The organism is Arthrobacter sp. SLBN-100, assembly GCF_006715305.1.
Lineage (GTDB): Bacteria > Actinomycetota > Actinomycetes > Actinomycetales > Micrococcaceae > Arthrobacter.
This window is the reverse complement of sequence record NZ_VFMY01000001.1, coordinates 1,504,227-1,523,301: the sequence shown is the minus strand read 5'-3', so window position 1 is coordinate 1,523,301 and position 19,075 is coordinate 1,504,227. Positions and strand designations below refer to the sequence as shown.

Below are 19,075 nucleotides of genomic sequence, written 5' to 3'. Positions count from 1 at the left end.
CTTCTAGCCCCGGGCCTTCCCTCCGGCGTTGAGCGCCTTGAGGGATTCCAGGAACATCGCCTGTTTCATTGGGGTGACAGTGAGTGACTTCAACTGCGCAACGCCGCCCTCGGCGAACAGCGCCACTTCCTTGGCTCCGTCTGGCGGAAAGACCTGGTCGGTGATGGTCCGCAGTCCGCCCTGGGCGAAGACCTCCAGCGAGGACCTGTCCACATAGATCCGGAGGGTTACATTTCCTTGTTCATCCACGTTGACCGGCGCCGAATCGACCGATGTAAACAGCGGGTGGAAGCCGGCGTTGCCTGAATTCCCGCGGTCGATATAGACCTCTTTCGCGGTGGCGTCATAGCCGATGACCGTGGACGATGTTCCGTTCCCGAGCACCGTGATCCCGGACTTCGACGCGCTGCCCGGAGCGAAGGTCACATCGATCCGCTGCACATCTCCCGACGCCGGGGACGGTAGGGCGTGGGTTCCCGGTGCGATGGCCCCGCCTGCGGTATTCCGGTAACTGGGCGCGGAGGCCAGTCCGTCCACCTGCTTCACTGCCTGCTGCCTCAGCCGGGGGCCTTCCGGCGTCTGCGTCAGCCCGATCTCGCGCGGCAGGGACATCGCGCTCCGCCACGGGAAAGTAGGGATGCTGTTGGCGTAGTCCCAGTTGTTCATCCAGCCGAGCATCACACGCTTATCCTCCGGCATGTTGCCGAACGAAACGGAGGCATAGTAGTCGCGGCCATAGTCCAGCCAGTCATAGCTGTTGATGCGCGGTCTGGCCGGCTGAGGGGCGGCCATAAACTCGTCCGCCAGGATGTGTCCCCAGCCGAAGCGGTTGTTGTCCACGATCCTGATCTTTGCCTGGCGGCCACGGAATTCGGCTACGTTCCAGGACGCCCAGTCCAGCACCTCGCTGTTTGCGCCCGTAGCTGTGCGCACAACCTTGCCATCCACCACCAGGTTCACGGTGGTTTCGTCCGAGCGGGGCACAGCGGCTTGATCGGTCAGCATGACGTGGTCAACGGTGAGATGCCCCCAGCCGCCGGTCGCCTGGTCCACAATTCGAAGCCGCGCCCGCTTGCCGGTGAATTCTGAGACGTCCCAGCCTTTCCAGTTGAGCGCTCCGGCGTCGTCCCCGTCGAGGGTGCGCACGACGTTCCCGTCCACCAGCAACTGGGCCTCCAGTACCTGCCCTGGCTCAGCGTCCCGGTGCCCGCCGCCCACCAGCATGCTGACAAAGTTCCGCGAAAGGGTGAATTCGGGGGAGGTCAGGGTGCCTTGCCGGTCGTCGCCCGGCGCGGCGCCGGTTTCGAAGGTGTTGATGCGCTTGGCGCCGATGTAATAGTCGCCTCCGGCGGTGGCAGGCTGGTACGACGGCGAGAGGTCGCCCGTTCCGGTCCAGCCGGCTTCTGCGAGCGTACTGCCGTCCGGGACCTCGAAGCCATTGAACAAGAGGTCTCCCGGCGGGGGCGTATTGTCCAGTTTGTCGGAGACCCGCGGATGCTGGCCTCCGCCCACGAGGAAGTTGATGTAGTCGCTGTCCACTGCGAACTCGGGCGAGGACATGGAACCCAGGGGCCAGTCGCCGTCGTTGAAGGAATTGACCAAGCCTGCGCCCACGAATCCGCTGACAAGGTTTTGGCCCGGCAGGCTTCCTGCTGCCGGAGCGCCGGCGAAGGGTCCGTTCTTCCAGTTGCCGGGTTCATTGCTCACGGTCCAGCCGTTGTACGTGCCGTCATTGAAGCCCGCGACGGGTGTGCCTGCGGGCAATGCGTCGCTGGGTTCCGTGGTCTCCGAGGTGAAGGTGGTGCCGTTGAAGGTGCCCACGAAGTACTGGCCCGCGGAGCCGCCCGCCACGCCGCCGGGATTGATGTTGACCACCATGACCCATTTGACGTTGTTCGGGTCTCCGTCAACGGCCAGCGGGAAGAGGTCGGGGCATTCCCAGAGTCCGCCCGTGGCGTTGGCCGGCCCGAATTCGCTCAGTGCCGTCCAGTCCTTGAGGTTGGTGGACTTGTAGAGCAGTACTTTGTGGTCCAAAGCCTCCACGGCTGCCATCACCCAATAGCCGCCGCCGTCGGGAGTGCTGTACCAAAAGACCTTTGGGTCGCGGAAGTTGGCGGAGTTCCGGTTGAGGACGGGATTGGCACTGTACTTGGTCCAGGTCCGTCCGTCGTCCAGGCTGTAGGCCAGTGACTGGGCCTGCAATCCGTGGTGCGGCGAAGCGTCCTTGTATGCGCTGGTGTAAATCGCAATCAGGGGCGGGTTCTCTGCAGTCCCGAGACCGGATGAGTTGTTCTCGTCCACCACAACGCTGCCCGAGAACACGTCTTCCTGGTCATCCGTGGCGATGGCCAGCGGCTGCTCCTGCCAGTGCACCAGGTCAGTGGAGGTGGCGTGTCCCCAGGACATGTTGCCCCAGGTGTTTCCGGACGGGTTGTGCTGGAAAAAAAGATGGTAGACCCCTTTGTGGTAAACCATTCCGTTGGGATCGTTCATCCAGTTCTTTGCAGGCGAGAAATGGTACGCGGGCCGATACGGCTCCTGGCCCGCGGTGCTGCCTGTGGTTGGGCCGGCGGGAAGATTTCCGTCGGACTTTCCTGCTATCGCCGCTCCGGCGCCGGCCAATGTTCCCGCCAGCATCAAGCCCGCCAGTGTCACGGCCGAAAGGACCTGCAGGTTTTGTCTCTGTTTTGTGTGCATGTTTCTGAAATCGCCCTTCGTCGCGCGTTCGGTTTGACAACGATGTCAATACGAGACGGAGCGTAAGTTAAGTCCAGGAGACAAGTCAACGAACTATCTTTCTGACTGGTCAATAGCCCGGCTGACTTCAACTGCTTCCGTCTGTTGTAGAACGTGTTTGGACACCGTTGTCACCGCTGCTTCACTTCCTCATAGCCATGCACTTCTTTACTGGAGGCATCCCGGCGGGCGGGCTGTTGCGAGTGGCATCACGGGCTACGGCGCTCCGGATCACGGGCTACGGCAAAGCAGCGGCGCGCCCTAGGCTTGAGGCATGCCCCCACCGCGTCACCCCGCTGAATTGAGCCGCAAAACGGACTCCCAGCGCAGGCTTGCCCTTCGCCCGTACGCCCGCGCAGTGGCCCAGGTACTGCGGGTCAGCTTCCGGGCCTCACCGGGCGCGGTGGTCATGAAGGTGCTCAGCTCCCTGATCTCGGCCGTGCTTCCGCTGGTAACCACCTACTTCGCCGCGCTCACCACCACGGCGCTGGCGGCTGCCTATGCCGGTGACGCCGGTGCAGGGCAGCTGGCAATTGTCTACGTCATCATCACCGCCGCGCTTGGCCTGTTCTGGGGTGCCTTCAACAGCGTGGACCGCTATATCCAGCAGCTGATGAGCTTCAAGGTGGGCGCCATCGTGGGCGACCAGATGTACGAGCGGTTCCTCGCCCTCGAGTTCTGGCGCTACGACGATAAAGAAACCGTTGACCTGTACGACCGCGCCAAGAGGTTCTCCGATTCATACGCCCGCGTCCTGGACCGGATCGCTGCCATCTTCACACAGCTCGTCTCCGTGGTCCTCGCCGTCGGTGCACTGCTGCTGGTCAGCTGGTGGATCGCCGTGATTGTCCTGGTGGCCATCGTGCCCAGCGTGTACCTGCAGTTCAGGCTGTCGAGGGAGCAGATCGCGCACTGGAACACACAGGTGGACTCCCGGCGGCAGCGCCGGATGATCGAACAAAACCTGCTCCGGCCACAGCACATTGCCGAGATGCGCCTGTACGGCGTCGTCGGCTACCTGATGGATCTTCGCTCCCGCCTCCGCGACGCTGACGAGCGCCGCCGTCTTGATTTCCAGCGCCGGTACATCCCCAAGCAGCTTGCCGCGGACGCCCTCCAGTACGGCGCGGAGGTTGTCTCGCTGATCTGGGTGGTGGGGCAGATCATCGCCCGCGCACAGCCGGTGGGGCAGTTCCTCTACGTGCAGCAGATTGTCAGCCGGGCGCTGTCCACGGCCAACAACCTGGTCTCCTCCCTCAGCTCCATCGACGAGGACCTGGCAAACCTCAAGGACTATGAGCTGTTTATGGCGCTGCCGGTGCACTCGGAGCATGCCCCGCCACTGCTGGAAGCGCCGAAAACCGTTGAGCTGAACGACATCCGCTTCACCTACACGGGCAGCGACATCGAGGTGATCCGCGGCATCAGTATGACCATCCGCGAAGGCCAACATATTGCCATCGTGGGGGAGAACGGCGCCGGGAAGTCCACGCTGATCCGGATCCTCGCGGGCCTCTACCGTCCGGATTCGGGGCAGGTAATGCTCGACGGCGTGGACCTCGCCGCCGTCGACGTCACGTCCTGGCACCGGCACCTGGCAGTGCTGAGCCAGGAGTTCCTCAAGTACGAGTTCGCCACTGCCGCCGAGAATATCTACTTTGGTGACGTTGACTCACCCCGGGACGATACGCGGATCAGGAGGGCCGCCGGCGATGCCGAGGCTTTGGACTTCATCAACAGACTTCCCAACGGCCTGGACAACCATGTCAGCAACTGGATGGAGGACCCCCGCGGCCGCAAAGGCAGCGGGCTGTCCGGCGGCCAGTGGCAGCGGCTGGCCATGGCTCGCAACTTCTACCGGGATGCTTCCTTTATGGTGATGGACGAACCAACGTCAGCCATCGATGCCCTTGCCGAACACCGCATCTTTACCCGCCTCTTCGCGGACCGGAGCAGCACCATCATCGCCATCAGCCACCGGCTCGCCACCATCGAGAAGGCGGACATCGTGTACATGCTCGAAGACGGGCAGATTGTGGAACAGGGCACGCACAGCGAACTGGTGGCGCTGCGGGGGCGCTACTTCAGGATGTTCGAGTCGCAGCTGGGCGTCCCCACCAGCCCCCTAACCTCGCACGCTCGGCCAGGGAACCCTGCTGGCGTGGGCCCTGCCGAAGGGGTGTAGCTTCCACCACCGTAGTGCGCACCCTGGCAAGGGTGGGCTGTGGCGGGACACTGCTGAAGCCGAAAGTCACCGGCGGCACGACGTCCCTCCTGCCACATTCCTACAACCACCCGCAGGCCGGAGGAGGTGCCTATTCCGGCAATATGACCGTCGAAAACCCACCGTGCGCCCATCACGTCACTCTAGACAAGGACAGCAGCCCGGCTGGGATAATCTAGAGCAGTGACTTACGAGATCGAGATTGGCCGTGGCAAGCGTGGGCGTCGTGCCTACTCCCTGGATGACATTGCAATTATCCCCAACCGTCGTACCCGCGACCCCAAGGACGTCTCCGTCTCGTGGCAGATCGATGCCTACCAGTTCGGCATGCCGGTCATCGCAGCCCCGATGGATTCCGCGATGTCCCCGGCAACAGCCATCGCCCTGGGCAAGCTCGGCGGCCTGGGTGTGCTGGACCTCGAAGGGCTCTGGACCCGGTACGAGGACCCGCAGCCCATCCTCGACGAGATCGGCGCGCTCGAAGACGAGGTCAACAGCCCCGCGGTGACGGGCCGGATGCAGGAGTTGTACAAGGCACCCATCCAGCCCGAACTGATCACGTCCCGCCTGGCTGAGATGCGCGCCGCCGGCGTCACGGTGGCCGGATCCCTCACCCCGCACCGCACCCAGGAGCACTACAAGACTGTCCTGGCTGCCGGCGTCGACATCTTTGTTATCCGCGGCACCACCGTGTCCGCCGAGCACGTGTCCAAGGACCACGAGCCGCTGAACCTCAAGCAGTTCATCTACGAGCTGGATGTTCCCGTTATCGTAGGCGGGGCAGCCGGGTACACCCCCGCCCTGCACCTCATGCGCACTGGCGCGGCCGGCGTCCTGGTGGGCTTCGGCGGCGGCGCCACCACCACTACCCGCCGCGCCCTGGGCATCCACTCGCCGATGGCATCAGCCATCTCCGACGTCGCCGCCGCCCGCCGCGACTACATGGATGAGTCAGGCGGGCGTTACGTCCACGTTATTGCCGACGGCGGCATGGGCAGCTCGGGCGATATCGTCAAGGCCATTGCCATGGGCGCCGACGCCGTCATGCTCGGCCATGCACTGGCGCGCGCTGAAGAGGCGCCCGGCAAGGGCTGGCACTGGGGCCAGGAAGCGCACCACCTCGAACTGCCGCGCGGCGACCGCGTCAACGTCGGTACGGTCGGACCCCTCGAAGAGGTCCTGTTCGGCCCCGGCCACCACACCAACGGAACGTCCAACCTTATCGGTGCGCTCCGCCGCTCCATGGCCACCACCGGCTACTCCGACCTGAAGGAATTCCAGCGCGTCGACGTCGTCGTTTCTCCGTACTCCGGGAACTGACGCGCGGGGCAGCAGGGCCAGCCCTTGCCTGCCCTGCCCAAGCGTGCCGCAACGAAGTAGTGTGGTTCCACGACCGGGACTAGCGGCACTGGAGGCGTTCGATGAAGAGTTTTCCTGATAACGGCGGAGCCTTGGGGCCTGCAGCCAGGAAGGCTGCCATTGAGCGGCTGAGGGCGACGGCGGACCCCGGCCAGGAGCTGGACATCCTCATTGTTGGTGGTGGCATCGTGGGCACTGGAGCTGCCCTGGATGCTGTCACCCGGGGATTGGACGTCGGCATCGTTGAAGCCAATGACTGGGCGGCCGGAACCTCCTCGCGGTCCTCCAAGCTCATCCACGGCGGCCTGCGGTACCTGGAAATGCTCGACTTCGCGCTCGTCAAAGAGGCGCTGCAGGAGCGTGGGTTGCTGCTCTCCGAACTCGCGCCCCACCTGGCCCGGCCAGTGCCCTTCCTGTATCCGCTGACGAAGCCCTTTCTCGAACGGCCCTACGTTGGCGCCGGAATCGCGTTGTACGACGCCATGTCCGTCTCCAGCGGCCACAGCAGGGGAGTGCCGTTCCACAAGCACCTCAGTAAACGGGGAACGCTGCGCGCGGCGCCAAGCCTGAAGGACGACGCCTTCGTGGGGTCCATTCGGTACTACGACGGCCAGGTGGATGATGCGAAATATTGCGCCAACCTCATCCGGACAGCCGCTTACTACGGTGCCCACGCGGTAAACCAGATGGCCGTGGTGGACTTCCTGCGCGAAGGCGAACGGGTAGTGGGCGCCAAGGTGGTCAACCATGAGGACGGGACGCAGTTCAACATCCGGGCCAAGCAGGTCATTAACGCCACCGGCGTCTGGACCGACGAAACCCAGGCCATGGTCACCGAGCGCGGCCAGCTGAAGGTCCGCGCATCCAAGGGGATCCACCTGGTGGTTCCCCGCGACCGTTTCCAGTCCACTGTGGGCCTGATCCTGCGGACTGAGAAGTCGGTGCTCTTTGTCATTCCCTGGGGCCGGCACTGGATCATCGGCACCACAGACACCGACTGGCACCTGGACAAAGCCCATCCCGCGGCGTCCAGCAAGGACATCGACTACATCCTGGAGCACGTCAACAAAGTCCTCAAGCGGCCACTGACCCGCGAAGACGTGGAAGGGGTCTATGCCGGCCTGCGCCCATTGCTTGCGGGGGAAAACGACTCCACGGCCAAGCTGTCACGCGAACATGTGGTGGCGCATCCTGTTCCCGGCCTGGTGGTGGTGGCCGGGGGCAAATGGACCACCTACCGGGTGATGGCCAAGGACGCGGTGGACGAGGCCACCCGGACCATGGACGAACGCGTCCCGCCGAGCTGCACGGAAACCATCCCGCTGCTGGGCGCGAGCGGCTTCAAGGCGGCCTGGAACCGGCGGAACCGCACAGCGGAGGAATCCGGCGTGCACGTGGCCCGGATAGAACATCTGCTCAACCGGTACGGCTCGCTGACCCCCGAAGTCCTGGCCATCATCAAGGAAAACCCGGCCCTCGCCGAACCGATCCCCGGAGCCGATGACTACCTGCAGGCTGAAGCCGTCTACGCCGCCAGCCACGAGGGCGCGCGCCACGTCAACGACGTCCTCACCCGCCGGACCCGGATTTCCATCGAGGCGTGGGACCGCGGTGTGTCAGCGGTTCCCGTAGTCGCTAAACTGATGGGTGACGTCCTTGGCTGGAGCGAGGCCCAACGCGAAAACGAGATCAGGCACTACATCGCACGGGTGGAGGCCGAGCGCCTGAGCCAGCAACAGCCGGACGACGAATCCGCAGACGCCGCCCGCCTGGGCGTGGAAGATATCGTGCCCTTGCGCTGAGGGGCCCGCGGCACCAGCTCCTCACTGAAGGGATACGCCTTGGCGGAACCACTTGACCGGTACGATGCCGACCTCACCACCCCCGACATGGTGATCCTTGAGCTGGAGGCAGCGGACAAGGCAGACGCCGCCACCCAGCTTGCGGAACGGCTTTTCGCCGCCGGCCGGGTCTCGGACCTGCCCGGGTTCCTTGCGCATGTCAACGCCCGGGAGCACCAGCTGGCCACCGGGCTTCCAGGCGGCATCGGCCTGCCCCATGCCCGCAGCGAATACGTGTCCCGCACCTCAATTGCCGTCGGCATTGCCAAGTATGGGCACGCATTGGACTTCGGTGCCGCCGACGGCCCGGCCACGGTGATCCTGCTGATCGCCACCCCTGCCAGCTCCTTCTCGGACCACCTCGAAGTCCTGGCCACCCTGGCACGTTCGCTGTCCAAGGAGTCCTTCCGCGAATCGCTCCGCCGTGCCTACGACGCCGAGGTTATCTCGGAGCTCATCAATTCCAGCCTGGTGTTTTTCGATCACTGACGACTGGCCCCGTGCCTGCTCCCTGCGGTGCGGGCAGGAGCCCATGGCCGTCCCGGCACTGGGCGTTTAGTTGTTCTACAGAGGGACGAAGTACGGTTAAGACGTGTGGAAAACAGCCCTCAAGCCCCGATGGATCGCAGGCTTTGTTTTTGCGATCGTGATCTCCGGGGTCTTCGTGCTGCTCAGCCAATGGCAGTTCGGACGCTCCACCCAGCCGGAAGTGCCGGTCAATCCGGCCACCGAGCAGGTACAGCCCCTCACCGAAACGCTTGAACCGGGGGACTTTTTCCCCGGGACCGACGCCGACCAGATGGTGAGTGCGCAGGGCAGCTACGATCCCGCAAAGCAGGTCCTGGTGCCGGGAAGGCTGCACGACGGCAAGACCGGCTACTGGGTGGTTTCCGCCTTCGCCGTCTCCGGAGCCCCGGCCCTCAGCGGCGTTGCCGCCTCTCCGCAGACGTGGATCCCGGTGGCCCGGGGATGGGTGGCCGATCCCGCTGATGCCGGCACCCCGCCGTCGGGCACTATTGAACTCACAGGGCGGCTCCTTCCGTCCGAGGCACCAGTGGCCGGTACCGCAGCGGCGCCCGGGCAGGCGACGGCGGTGTCGGTGGCGGAGCTCATCAACCACTGGGAAGTCAGCAGCTACCCCGGCTTCGTCGCTGCCACCGCAGAAGTGGCCGGCGGCGCTGACGTCAGCGCCGCGGCGGTGCAGGGAGATATCCTTCCCCTCCAGATCGGCCCGCAGCCGCCCGCCCAGAAAATCAACTGGCTCAACCTCTTCTACTCCCTTGAATGGGTTGTCTTCGCCGGCTTCGCCCTCTTCATCTGGTGGCGTCTGGTCAAGGACGACTACCACCGGGACCTCGAAGAAGCCCTCGACGACGCCGGGGACAGCCATCCACCCGCGGAACCAAACCAGCACCAGCACCCTGAACAGAACCAGCAAAAGGTACAGCCATGATTGATCCCAAACCGGCCAGCCCCGCCTCGGCCGCAGGCAGCAACACAGGCAGAAACGCAGGCAGCAACGCAGGCAGCAACACCAGCGGCAAGGCCGCCGGCAAGAAGCGCCGTTTCGGCGGCACCGAAGCGCAGATCCGGTCCGCCCTGAAGTTCTACAAGGTGATGGCCTACCTGACCGGCACCATGCTGCTGCTCCTCTGCGCCGAACTGATCGTCCGCTACGGGTTCGGGCAGTACCTCTTCGCCGGCGGCACCAACGCTGTCACAGGCCAGCCCTTCGGCTTCGGATTCGCCGGCGCAGAACCCCAGGGCGTGCTGGGCGGCGTCAATCTCTCCGTGGCCGTCCTCATTGTCCATGGCTGGATGTACGTGGTGTACCTGGTCTCCAACTTCCGGCTGTGGTCGCTGATGCGGTGGCCGTTCCTGAAGTTGATCCTGCTGGCACTGGGCGGCGTTATCCCGTTCCTGTCCTTCATTGTGGAGAAGAAGTTCCATGCCGAGGTGGAGGCCGAGCTCGCGGCCCATCCCCAGGCACCCCAGCGGTACTGATAGCCCGCTGCGGCGCTGCCGGTCCGGGCTTTCGCCCGGCGGGGAGTGCTGCGTCACAGCGCGGCTTCTCAAGGTGCGCCGGTGCAACGGCGCCAAGTAGGCTAGTACGGTGACTACTCCCACTGCATCCCAGACTTCCCAGAAGCCGGTGCTGGTTGTTGACTACGGTGCCCAGTACGCGCAGCTGATTGCCCGCCGCGTCCGGGAAGCAAATGTGTATTCGGAAGTGGTTCCGCATACCTACACCACCGAGCAGCTCCTGGCCAAGAACCCTGCCGCCATCATCCTTTCCGGTGGTCCCTCCAGCGTTTACGCTGACGGCGCTCCGAGCGTCGGTGCCGACCTGTTCGAAGCCGGTGTCCCCGTATTTGGCATCTGCTACGGCTTCCAGGCCATGGCCAACGCCCTGGGCGGCAAGGTGGACAAGACCGGGCTGCGGGAGTACGGCTCCACCCAGACCACCATCATCGGTGAAGGCCGCTCGGTCCTGGAGGGCATGCCCCAGCACCAGAACACCTGGATGAGCCACGGCGATTCCGTCCACGAGGCACCGGACGGTTTTGAAGTGCTGGCGACGACCGCGGGTGCTGAAGTGGCTGCCTTCGCCAACGAGGACAAGGGCCTTTTCGGCGTCCAATGGCACCCCGAGGTCAAGCACTCCGCCTACGGCCAGCAGGTCCTGGAAAACTTCCTCTTCAAGGGCGCCCGGCTGGAACCCAACTGGACCACCGGCAACATCCTCGAGGAGCAGGTGGAGCGCATCCGCCGGCAGATCGGCGATGCCAGGGTCATCTGCGGCCTCTCCGGCGGCGTGGACTCCGCCGTGGCCGCTGCCCTGGTCCAGCGTGCAGTGGGCGACCAGCTCACCTGTGTGTTCGTGGACCACGGGCTGCTGCGCGAAGGCGAAGCCGAGCAGGTGGAGCGCGACTTCGTTGCCGCCACCGGCGTCAACCTCTACGTGGCCAACGAGCAGGAACGCTTCCTCTCGGCCCTTGCCGGGGTCAGCGATCCCGAAACCAAGCGCAAGATCATCGGCCGTGAATTCATCCGGGCCTTCGAAGAAGCTGAACGGGCCATCATCGCCGAGGCTGTTGCGCATGGCGAAAAGATCAAGTTCCTGGTCCAGGGCACGCTGTACCCGGACGTCGTCGAATCCGGCGGCGGTGAAGGTGCCGCGAACATCAAGAGCCACCACAACGTGGGCGGGCTTCCCGAGGACCTGCAGTTCGAGCTCGTGGAGCCGCTGCGCGCCCTCTTCAAGGATGAGGTCCGTGCCGTCGGCGCCCAGCTGGGCCTGCCGCAGGAGATAGTTGGCCGCCAGCCCTTCCCTGGTCCCGGCCTGGGTATCCGCATCGTCGGTGAAGTCACCAAGGACCGCCTGGACCTGCTGCGCAAGGCGGACGCCATCGCACGCGCCGAACTGACCGATGCCGGATTGGACAACGAAGTCTGGCAGATGCCCGTGGTCCTGCTCGCCGACGTGCGCAGCGTGGGCGTCATGGGTGACGGCCGCACCTACGGCCACCCCATCGTGCTCCGTCCCGTCTCCTCCGAGGACGCCATGACGGCCGACTGGTCACGGCTGCCGTACGAACTCCTCGCCAGGATCTCGAACCGCATCACCAACGAGGTGGAAGGCGTGAACCGCGTGGTGCTCGATGTCACCAGCAAACCCCCGGGAACCATCGAGTGGGAATAGCAGCATGAGTGGCCGGCCTCCGGTTAAGGGGCCGGCCACTGCTGTTTCATCCGCGAAATCCTCCGCAATTTAGCCTGCCCCAGTGTTGCGGTCTCTCAGTCCGGCGCCGGAGCGGCTACGCTCGAATCTATGCCGGTATGGTCCAGGGCGTTAGGCGCAAGCGCAGAAAAGAAGGCAGTAGTGTCAGTTGGTCAAGGCCACCCGGAAGGCTCCGAGGAGCTCCGTAAATGGCTGTCCGGGCTTAAACCCGTCACCGGGGCGGACACGATGCTGCGCTTCACCAAGACGCCGGAAGGCTCCATCGACCTGACCCACGCCCACCCATCCGGCCTGGCCCAGCTGATGGCCGGGCGCCGGACCCGGCTCTCCACCCTGATCCGGGACCGCCAGCAGTACGTCGTGGCCGCCCGCGCCTCCCGGAACATCCGGTCCAAGATTTTTGAGCTTGCCAACGATCGCGGCATCGACGCCGGATACCTTTCGGCAGGCACGGTGGTATGGACGTCCGCCGTCGGCGGCAAACCGCAGCGCATCTCCGCGCCGGTGATGCTCACGGCGATTTCCCTCACCGTCCGTCCCGGCGAAGACGACTACGAACTGCAGCTGACCGAGCAGGCCCACATCAACCCCGCGCTGGTACGGCACCTGAAGAACATCCACGGCATTGTCTTCGACGTCAACGCCGTGACCCGGCTCGCCTATAGCACCGCCCGGTTCGATCCGCAGCCCGTCCTGGACCGGCTGGCGGCGCTGATCAGGCCCATCCACGGGGCCGAGGCCCAGCACAACCTGCTGGTGTCCACGTTCGCAGACCTCTCCGGAAACCTGGACGACCACTGGATCAACGACTCCAACCCCATCGTGTCCGCCCTTGCCACTGCGGCAGGCGGTGAAGTGGTGGACGTGGAGGAGCCGGACCCCTCGCGGTTCCCGCCGCTGGACAGCAGGCACCCCGGGGACGAGATGCTCCTTCTCGATGCCGACGTCGACCAGCAGTACGTTATCGACGCTGCCCGTGCCGGTGATTCCCTGGTGGTCAGCAGCCCTCCCGGGACGGGTCAGACCCAGACCGCCATCAACACCATCGGCGCCCTGGTGGACGCCGGAAAGACCGTCCTGGTTGTGGGCGACCGCCGCGCCAGCCTGAACGAAGTGTCCAGCCAGCTGGAAACCCTGGGCCTTGAGTCCATCCTGTTCCAGTTGTCCGGGAACGTTACTCCCCAACAGTTGAAGGGGCAGTTGCTCCGGTCCATTGTCCGGAACGAAAAATCCCTCGAACCGCAGCTGGGGAACCTGCACAACACCCTGACGGAGCACCGGCACGCCCTGATGGACCACGTGGCGTCGCTGCACAACGTCCGCCAGCGCTGGGGCTGCTCGCCCTACCAGGCCATGCAGTCACTGGCTGAGCTCACGTCGATCCACCCGGCGCCTGCCACCACAGTCCGGCTGAAGCGAAGCGTCCTGGACAGCATCAGGGACCGCGACGAGCTGGCTGGCCGGCTCCGGCGGGCAGCGGAGCTGGGAAGCTTCAGCAAGGCGTCCACCACCAGCCCCTGGCATGGAGCGCGGCTCCTTACCCGCAAGGAAACAGAAGAGGCGCAGGACCTGGTCCGGTCCGTTGAAAAGAGCCTGCCCGCCCTGCGTGAACGGATGAACGCCGTGGCCGAGCACGCCGAAATCCGCCTGGGTGAGTCCTTTGCCGAATGGGGTGAACAGCTCGAGCTCCTGATGGCTGTGCGGGGAAGCTTGGACAAGTTCACCCCGGATATCTTCGACAGGCCTGTCACCGACCTCATTTCAGCCACCGCGCCGTCAGCCTGGCGCCGGGAGCGCGGCATCGAGTTGACCGCCATGCAGCGGTCGCGGTTGCGCAGGGTGGCCAAGGAGTACGTCCGGCCAGGCGTCCATATTGCCGATCTCCACAGTTCCCTGGTCCTGGTGCAGGAACAGCGCGCGCTGTGGGCAGGCTACGCCACCACCCAGCGCCACCCCGCGGTTCCGTCCGGGCTCGCCGAAATCAGTGCCATGTACCGTGCCCTGGACCATGAGCTGGCCCAGCTGGGTGAAGCGCTCCGGCACACCGGGGCCGGTGGCGAACTGTCTGGCGTCCGGTACGAGGAGCTCATGGAGCGGCTCGAACGGCTGGTGGCGGACACCGATACCCTCAAGACCCTGCCTGAGCGCACCCTCCTGATCGAGAACATGCGCGAGCACGGGCTGGGCGAGCTCCTGGCCGACCTGGCGGAGCGCGAGGTGCCGGCCCATTCGGTGGCGGCAGAACTTGAACTGGCATGGTGGCAGTCGGCCCTCGAAGCCATGATCAGCGGCGACGACTACCTGGCCATGTCTGACGGTGACGCCCTGCGGCAGCTTGAGGCCGAATACCGGCTTGCGGATAACGCCCATATCGCCAGCGGCGCGGCACGCCTTCGCTGGGACCTGGCCGAACGGTGGCGGGCCGCCATCGCCGCCCACCCCCGGCAGGCCGACCTGCTGCGGAGCCTGCTCAAGGACGGCAGGGTGTCGCTCCCGGCGCTCACTGCGCAGGCACCCGACCTGATCGGCACCCTGGTACCCGTCTGGTCCGTCAGCCCCTACCTGATGACCGGCCTCCTGCCCGCGGAACAGCACTTCGACGCCGTGGTGATCCTGGATTCCGAGGCCACCTCGCTCCAGGCCGTGCTTCCGTCCATCGCCCGCGCCCGCCAGGTAATCGCATTTGGTGACGCCATGATCGCCAGCCCGCGGACCTTCACCGTGGGGGTGGAGCGGCTGGCGGCAGGGGAGACGGCCCACCAGCGGGTGGAAAGTGCTTTCAAGGCATTGTCCGCTGTGCTTCCCGTGTGGCGGCTCAACTTCGTCTACCGTGCCGTGGACGAGGACCTGGTCCTGCAGCTCAGCAAAAACTTCTACGACGGCGGCCTCCGCCGGCTGCCCGAGGGCCAGTCCGCTACTGGCCTGGACCGGGCGCTCCTGGTGGAGTACCTGCCGGACGGCACCGGACTTCCCAGTGCGGACCACGAAGGCGTGGAGTCGGTGGTGGCAGAGGTTAACCGCGTGGTGCAGCTGGTCTTCGAACACGCACGGACCCGTCCCCGCACGTCCCTGGCGGTGGTCACCGCCAGCCTCCGCCATGCTGCCCGGATCGGAGAATCAATCCGGCTGCAGCTGCCCAACCACCCGGGCCTGGCAGGATTCTTCGGCGCCGGTCCGGAGTCCTTCCGGGTGGTTGACCTGGAACGCGCCCAGGGCCTGGTGCGCGACCACGTCATCTTCTCTCCGGGCTTCGGCCGCACCCCCCACGGGCGTGCGCTGCACAACTTCGGTCCGCTCTCGGCAGAGGGAGGCAGGGAGAAGTTTGCGTTAGCCATGACCCGGGCACGCCGGTCCATGCACGTGCTCACCTGCTTCCGGCCCGAGGACCTGGACCACACCCGGCTGGCGCACGGCGCGGTGGACCTGTACTCGCTGCTGGACCGCGAGATCTCCGGCAACACGGACCTCGGAACTCCCGCGTCGCGCGCTGCCGCCAGCGAGCAGGCCCTGGGCGCCGACCCTTTGGTGGCTGACCTTGGGGACAGGCTGCGGGCACGCGGCGCCCGGGTATGGCACCAGTACGATGGTGCCATCGACGTTGTGGCCGCTGCCGATCCGCTGGGCACCGTGGGCCAGGAGGACGCAGACCTGCCGTGGCCGGTGGCCATCGAGTCCGACGGCACCGAACAATACCGGACCATGAGCGTGCGTGAACGGAGCCGGCTCCGCCCGCAGCTGCTGGAGCGGCTGGGCTGGCGGTACATGCCGTTGTGGACCATTGAGGTATTCACTGATCCGTCCGCTTGCGCCGACCGGATCGCCGGATACCTGGGCCTTGAGCGGGTTGTGCTGCCGGGCCGGGCGGCCACCTCACCCGGGTTCCTGGACGACGACGTGGATCAGGCTCTCAACGGCATCGACGCCCGAGAGCTGCGGTCCCGGCGTAATAACGGCCCGGACCAGTACGTGCCCGGCGGGGAACAGGGCCACCTGCAGGTAAAGCATCAGGAAAGCAAGGAGGCGGTCCCCGTGGCCACCGAAGACAAAAACAATGACTCCGGGCAGGGACCGTCCGTCCCGGCCCGCCCTGCGCCGGAGGACGGCCAGGACCAGAACCAGGACCAGGCCCAGGCCGACACTGCCGGCGTTCTGCCCACCAGGGCTGCCGAAGATGACCCCCGGCGCTGGGGCGACGTGGAAGACGACCACGATGCCTGGTTGAAGGAACAGAAGCCGCCGCACTGGGGCTGAGAGCCGGGCCGCGGCCCGGCATCCGCCGCAGCATGGTGTATGCACCACTGCTGCAGCACCTCGACTTATGGGCCCACCAGGACAAAGAAGAGTTTTCCCTGCGTTGAGGCGCCGGCCAGCCGCGCCGCCTGCTCCGCACTTGCCGCTACCACGATGAGTCCATCCGTTTCGGCAGTACCCAGCCACTGCCCGCTCTGGCCGCCCTTGCCGGAGGTCCAGAGTACGGGTACGCCTGTTGCCAGGACTTCTGACGGCGCCTGCTGGTCGAAGCCGTTGGCGGCCGTCAGCACCACGTTGACAAGCTGCCCGGGCGAGACGAGCTGGATGGATGACGGGTCCGCCATGCGGAGGGGCACCGCTGCTGAACCCGGAGGTGTGCCGGCCAGCAGCCCGGGACCGAGCAGCTGGGCGTCCGTGAGAAGCTGGCCCTTGCGCAGCGGAGCCGCCAACTGTTTCCCGGCCACTTGACTTTCCTGATCCAGGAAACCCGCAGCCATCATGTCCGGCGGAACCTGCACGCGCGCCAGGTCAGCCGGCCCCATTGCCGAGCCGGCCGGGAGGTCCTTCGCGGCAGCAATCGCGGTGACAGTGTAGGCGGGGGCGGGGGTGAGCTGATGGACGGTGATCGCGGCCGCCAGGCACAGCAGCAGGGCAACGGCCAGCCGGCGGTTCCGGCTCAGCCAGCCGGCAAGACGGGGCCCGGCGGGGCGGCGGCCGAAACCACGCGGGCGCCGGGCACCGCGCGGGTAGCGGGAAGAGCCCCCGCCGGGACGGAGCAGGTTTGCAGGCATGCGGCAACGCTACGGCCGGCGGGAATGCCGGCAACAGGCGCAAGGCGCCCTATGTGGACAAACCGGACGGCCGGCGTCGGGCGGTCCTGCTGAGCTGTTCCTAGCTGGCTGCGGCAGCCGGAGCGGAAGCGGCAGGTGCCGCAGCCGGAGTCGGCGTTGAGGACGCGGCGGGGGTGGTTGCCGAGACGGTGCTCCCCTTGGAGTCCCGGGAATCCGTGCGGTAGAAGCCGGATCCCTTGAAGACGACACCCACGCTGTTGAATTTCTTGCGCAGTGTCCCCTGGCACTCAGGGCACGAGGTCAAAGAGCTGTCCGAAAACGACTGGACGATGTCGAAGGCATGGCCGCAATCTTTGCAGGCGTACGCATACGTTGGCACTGGTGCTCCTCCTCTTGGGCAAAACGAGAGGTCCCGTGCTGCCCGGCCGGAGGGTCCGTCCGTTAGCAGTCGCAGGGCCTGAGTGCTAATTCTATCATCCCCGCAGGATCATCAGAGGAGGACTCAGCCGCCCGCAAGAGCCCGGAATCCTGACGGCGCCAGGATGGCCGGAACGGGACGGTCGAACTCCTCCTCAGGAATCTGCCCCGCGGGGAGCAGTTCCTCGTCGTAGATAACGGCGGCCAGCGGGATATTCTTCCCGGCCGTGGCCAGATGGCCCAGGAACTTGTCGTAGTAACCCCCGCCCTGCCCGATCCTGTTGCCTGTCACATCCACTGCCGTCGCGGGGATAAAGAGGGCGGCAGCGGTTGCTGCCACGTCCGGCCCGTGCCGCTCACCCCTGGGCTCGAGGATCGGAGCGAACCGGCTCTGCTCGAAGCCCGCGTCAGGGTCCCAGAAGACCCAGGCCAGTTCCCGCCCCGGCTCGCAGACGGGGAGCAGGACGCTGTGGCCGTTGTGATGGAGCCTGCTGATGAGCGGAAGCGTCGGAGGTTCCATGCCCACCCCGAAGTAGACGCAGGCTGTGGCCGGAGCGCCACCAGCCAGGGACTCCGCCCAGGCTGCGCCGTGACGTGCCAGGGCAGCGCCTGCCACCTCAAGCTGCTGCGGAGTCATCGCTGCCCGGCGTTGGCGGTGTTCCATACGGATTCTGTTCTTGACAGCCTTGGCGTCCTCCAGCACGTCTATTCCTCCATCACTCGCCAATCGGGCGGCTTTGCTGCTGCCGCGGGTCCGGCAGCCCTTCAATAATTACTGATTGCTTGACGCTGACGTTAGATTAGTCGGGTGACTACCAGTAACCCGAGAGTTCGCAAAGCCGTGATACCAGCAGCCGGACTCGGCACCAGGTTCCTGCCTGCCACCAAGGCCATGCCCAAGGAAATGCTTCCAGTGGTGGACAAGCCCGCCATCCAGTATGTGGTCGAGGAAGCCGTCCATGTGGGCCTCAACGACGTCCTGATGATCACCGGGCGGAACAAGCGGGCCCTGGAAGACCACTTCGACCGCGTTCCGTCGCTGGAGTCCACCCTCGAGGGCAAAGGGGATGCCGAAAAACTGGCGTCCGTCCAGGCGGCCAGCAACCTTGGCGACATCCACTACGTCCGCCAGGGTGACCCGAACGGCCTGGGCCATGCGGTGCTCCGCGCCAAGCAGCACGTCGGCAACGAAGCCTTCGCCGTCCTCCTGGGAGACGACCTCATTGATGCCCGGGACGAGCTGCTCAGCACGATGATCGACGTGCAGGCCAAAACGGGCGGCTCGGTCGTTGCCCTCATTGAGGTGGAGCCGTCGCAGATCAGCGCCTATGGCTCCGCCGACATCGAGGAGATCGACGGTGAGGGCTATGTCCGCATCAACAGGCTGGTCGAAAAGCCGGCCCCTGGGGAAGCGCCGTCCAACCTGGCAATCATTGGCCGGTATGTTCTCCATCCCGCCGTTTTCGATGTCCTGGAACGTACTGGTCCCGGCCGCGGCGGCGAAATCCAGCTCACCGATGCCCTGCAGGAACTCGCGTCCGGAGAGGGCGAGGGGAAGGGCGTTTACGGTGTGGTCTTCCGGGGACGCCGCTACGACACCGGGGACAAACTGAGCTACCTGAAGGCCTGTGTCCAGCTCGCGATTGACAGCGACGATCTTGGTCCCGGCCTCCGGGAGTGGCTGCCGGGCTTCACCGCCGGCCTGTCCAAGTAG

Annotated in this window: 13 protein-coding genes; 9 read left to right on the top strand and 4 right to left on the bottom strand. The window is 65.6% G+C overall.

Annotation, left to right across the window (positions count from 1 at the left end; translation table 11 throughout):
- Positions 1–3 precede the first annotated feature (3 nt).
- On the bottom strand, positions 4–2,493 hold the full coding sequence (locus FBY31_RS07030) for a GH32 C-terminal domain-containing protein (protein WP_235012956.1): 2,490 nt from the start codon (positions 2,491–2,493) through the stop codon (positions 4–6).
- Between the two features lie 517 nt (positions 2,494–3,010).
- Between FBY31_RS07030 and FBY31_RS07025 the strand changes: the two genes are divergently transcribed.
- The 8 genes from FBY31_RS07025 (at position 3,011) to FBY31_RS06985 (ending at position 16,153) form a co-directional block, all read left to right on the top strand.
- A complete protein-coding gene (locus FBY31_RS07025) occupies positions 3,011–4,921 on the top strand; it encodes an ABC transporter ATP-binding protein (RefSeq protein WP_142038578.1) in 1,911 nt (636 codons plus the stop codon).
- 222 nt (positions 4,922–5,143) lie between these two features.
- Entirely contained in the window at positions 5,144–6,280 is a 1,137-nt protein-coding gene (locus tag FBY31_RS07015; protein ID WP_142038574.1) for a GuaB3 family IMP dehydrogenase-related protein, read from the top strand.
- Positions 6,281–6,381: 101 nt separating this feature from the next.
- Positions 6,382–8,121, top strand: a complete 1,740-nt coding sequence (locus tag FBY31_RS07010) for a glycerol-3-phosphate dehydrogenase/oxidase (RefSeq protein ID WP_142038571.1) — start codon at positions 6,382–6,384, stop codon at positions 8,119–8,121.
- A 39-nt stretch (positions 8,122–8,160) separates the two neighbouring features.
- Positions 8,161–8,649, top strand: coding sequence for a PTS sugar transporter subunit IIA (locus FBY31_RS07005; RefSeq protein ID WP_142038569.1), 489 nt, complete (start codon positions 8,161–8,163; stop codon positions 8,647–8,649).
- Between the two features lie 103 nt (positions 8,650–8,752).
- Entirely contained in the window at positions 8,753–9,613 is an 861-nt protein-coding gene (locus FBY31_RS07000) for an SURF1 family protein (protein WP_142038566.1), read from the top strand.
- Complete coding sequence (locus tag FBY31_RS06995; RefSeq protein WP_235012955.1) at positions 9,610–10,164, top strand: DUF3817 domain-containing protein; 555 nt, start codon at positions 9,610–9,612, stop codon at positions 10,162–10,164. The genes FBY31_RS07000 and FBY31_RS06995 overlap by 4 nt, the downstream gene beginning before the upstream one ends.
- Positions 10,165–10,273: 109 nt before the next feature.
- Entirely contained in the window at positions 10,274–11,863 is a 1,590-nt protein-coding gene (gene guaA, locus FBY31_RS06990) for a glutamine-hydrolyzing GMP synthase (RefSeq protein ID WP_142038563.1), read from the top strand.
- A gap of 129 nt (positions 11,864–11,992) precedes the next feature.
- Complete coding sequence (locus tag FBY31_RS06985) at positions 11,993–16,153, top strand: DUF4011 domain-containing protein (RefSeq protein ID WP_142038560.1); 4,161 nt, start codon at positions 11,993–11,995, stop codon at positions 16,151–16,153.
- 65 nt (positions 16,154–16,218) lie between these two features.
- On the opposite strand, the gene cpaB is transcribed toward FBY31_RS06985, so the two are convergent.
- The 3 genes from cpaB to FBY31_RS06970 all read right to left on the bottom strand — a co-directional run bounded on the left by cpaB (position 16,219) and on the right by FBY31_RS06970 (position 18,064).
- Positions 16,219–16,944 (bottom strand): Flp pilus assembly protein CpaB, encoded by a 726-nt coding sequence (gene cpaB / locus FBY31_RS06980; RefSeq protein WP_142038557.1) that lies wholly within the window; start codon positions 16,942–16,944, stop codon positions 16,219–16,221.
- A 100-nt stretch (positions 16,945–17,044) separates the two neighbouring features.
- The gene (locus FBY31_RS06975) at positions 17,045–17,323 is read right to left on the bottom strand and encodes an FmdB family zinc ribbon protein (protein WP_142038555.1); all 279 of its coding nucleotides are present in this window, start codon (positions 17,321–17,323) and stop codon (positions 17,045–17,047) included.
- A 123-nt stretch (positions 17,324–17,446) separates the two neighbouring features.
- The gene (locus FBY31_RS06970) at positions 17,447–18,064 is read right to left on the bottom strand and encodes a 5-formyltetrahydrofolate cyclo-ligase (protein WP_268815628.1); all 618 of its coding nucleotides are present in this window, start codon (positions 18,062–18,064) and stop codon (positions 17,447–17,449) included.
- 105 nt (positions 18,065–18,169) lie between these two features.
- Between FBY31_RS06970 and galU the strand changes: the two genes are divergently transcribed.
- On the top strand, positions 18,170–19,075 hold the full coding sequence (galU, locus tag FBY31_RS06965; protein WP_142038552.1) for a UTP--glucose-1-phosphate uridylyltransferase GalU: 906 nt from the start codon (positions 18,170–18,172) through the stop codon (positions 19,073–19,075).

Coding starts and splice junctions, on each gene's coding strand:
- FBY31_RS07030 (WP_235012956.1), bottom strand. CDS start 2,493: ATGAACGATCCCAACGGAATGGTTTACCACAAAGGGGTCTACCATCTT.
- FBY31_RS07025 (WP_142038578.1), top strand. CDS start 3,011: ATGCCCCCACCGCGTCACCCCGCTGAATTGAGCCGCAAAACGGACTCC.
- FBY31_RS07010 (WP_142038571.1), top strand. CDS start 6,382: ATGAAGAGTTTTCCTGATAACGGCGGAGCCTTGGGGCCTGCAGCCAGG.
- FBY31_RS06995 (WP_235012955.1), top strand. CDS start 9,610: ATGATTGATCCCAAACCGGCCAGCCCCGCCTCGGCCGCAGGCAGCAAC.
- FBY31_RS06985 (WP_142038560.1), top strand. CDS start 11,993: ATGCCGGTATGGTCCAGGGCGTTAGGCGCAAGCGCAGAAAAGAAGGCA.
- cpaB (WP_142038557.1), bottom strand. CDS start 16,944: ATGCCTGCAAACCTGCTCCGTCCCGGCGGGGGCTCTTCCCGCTACCCG.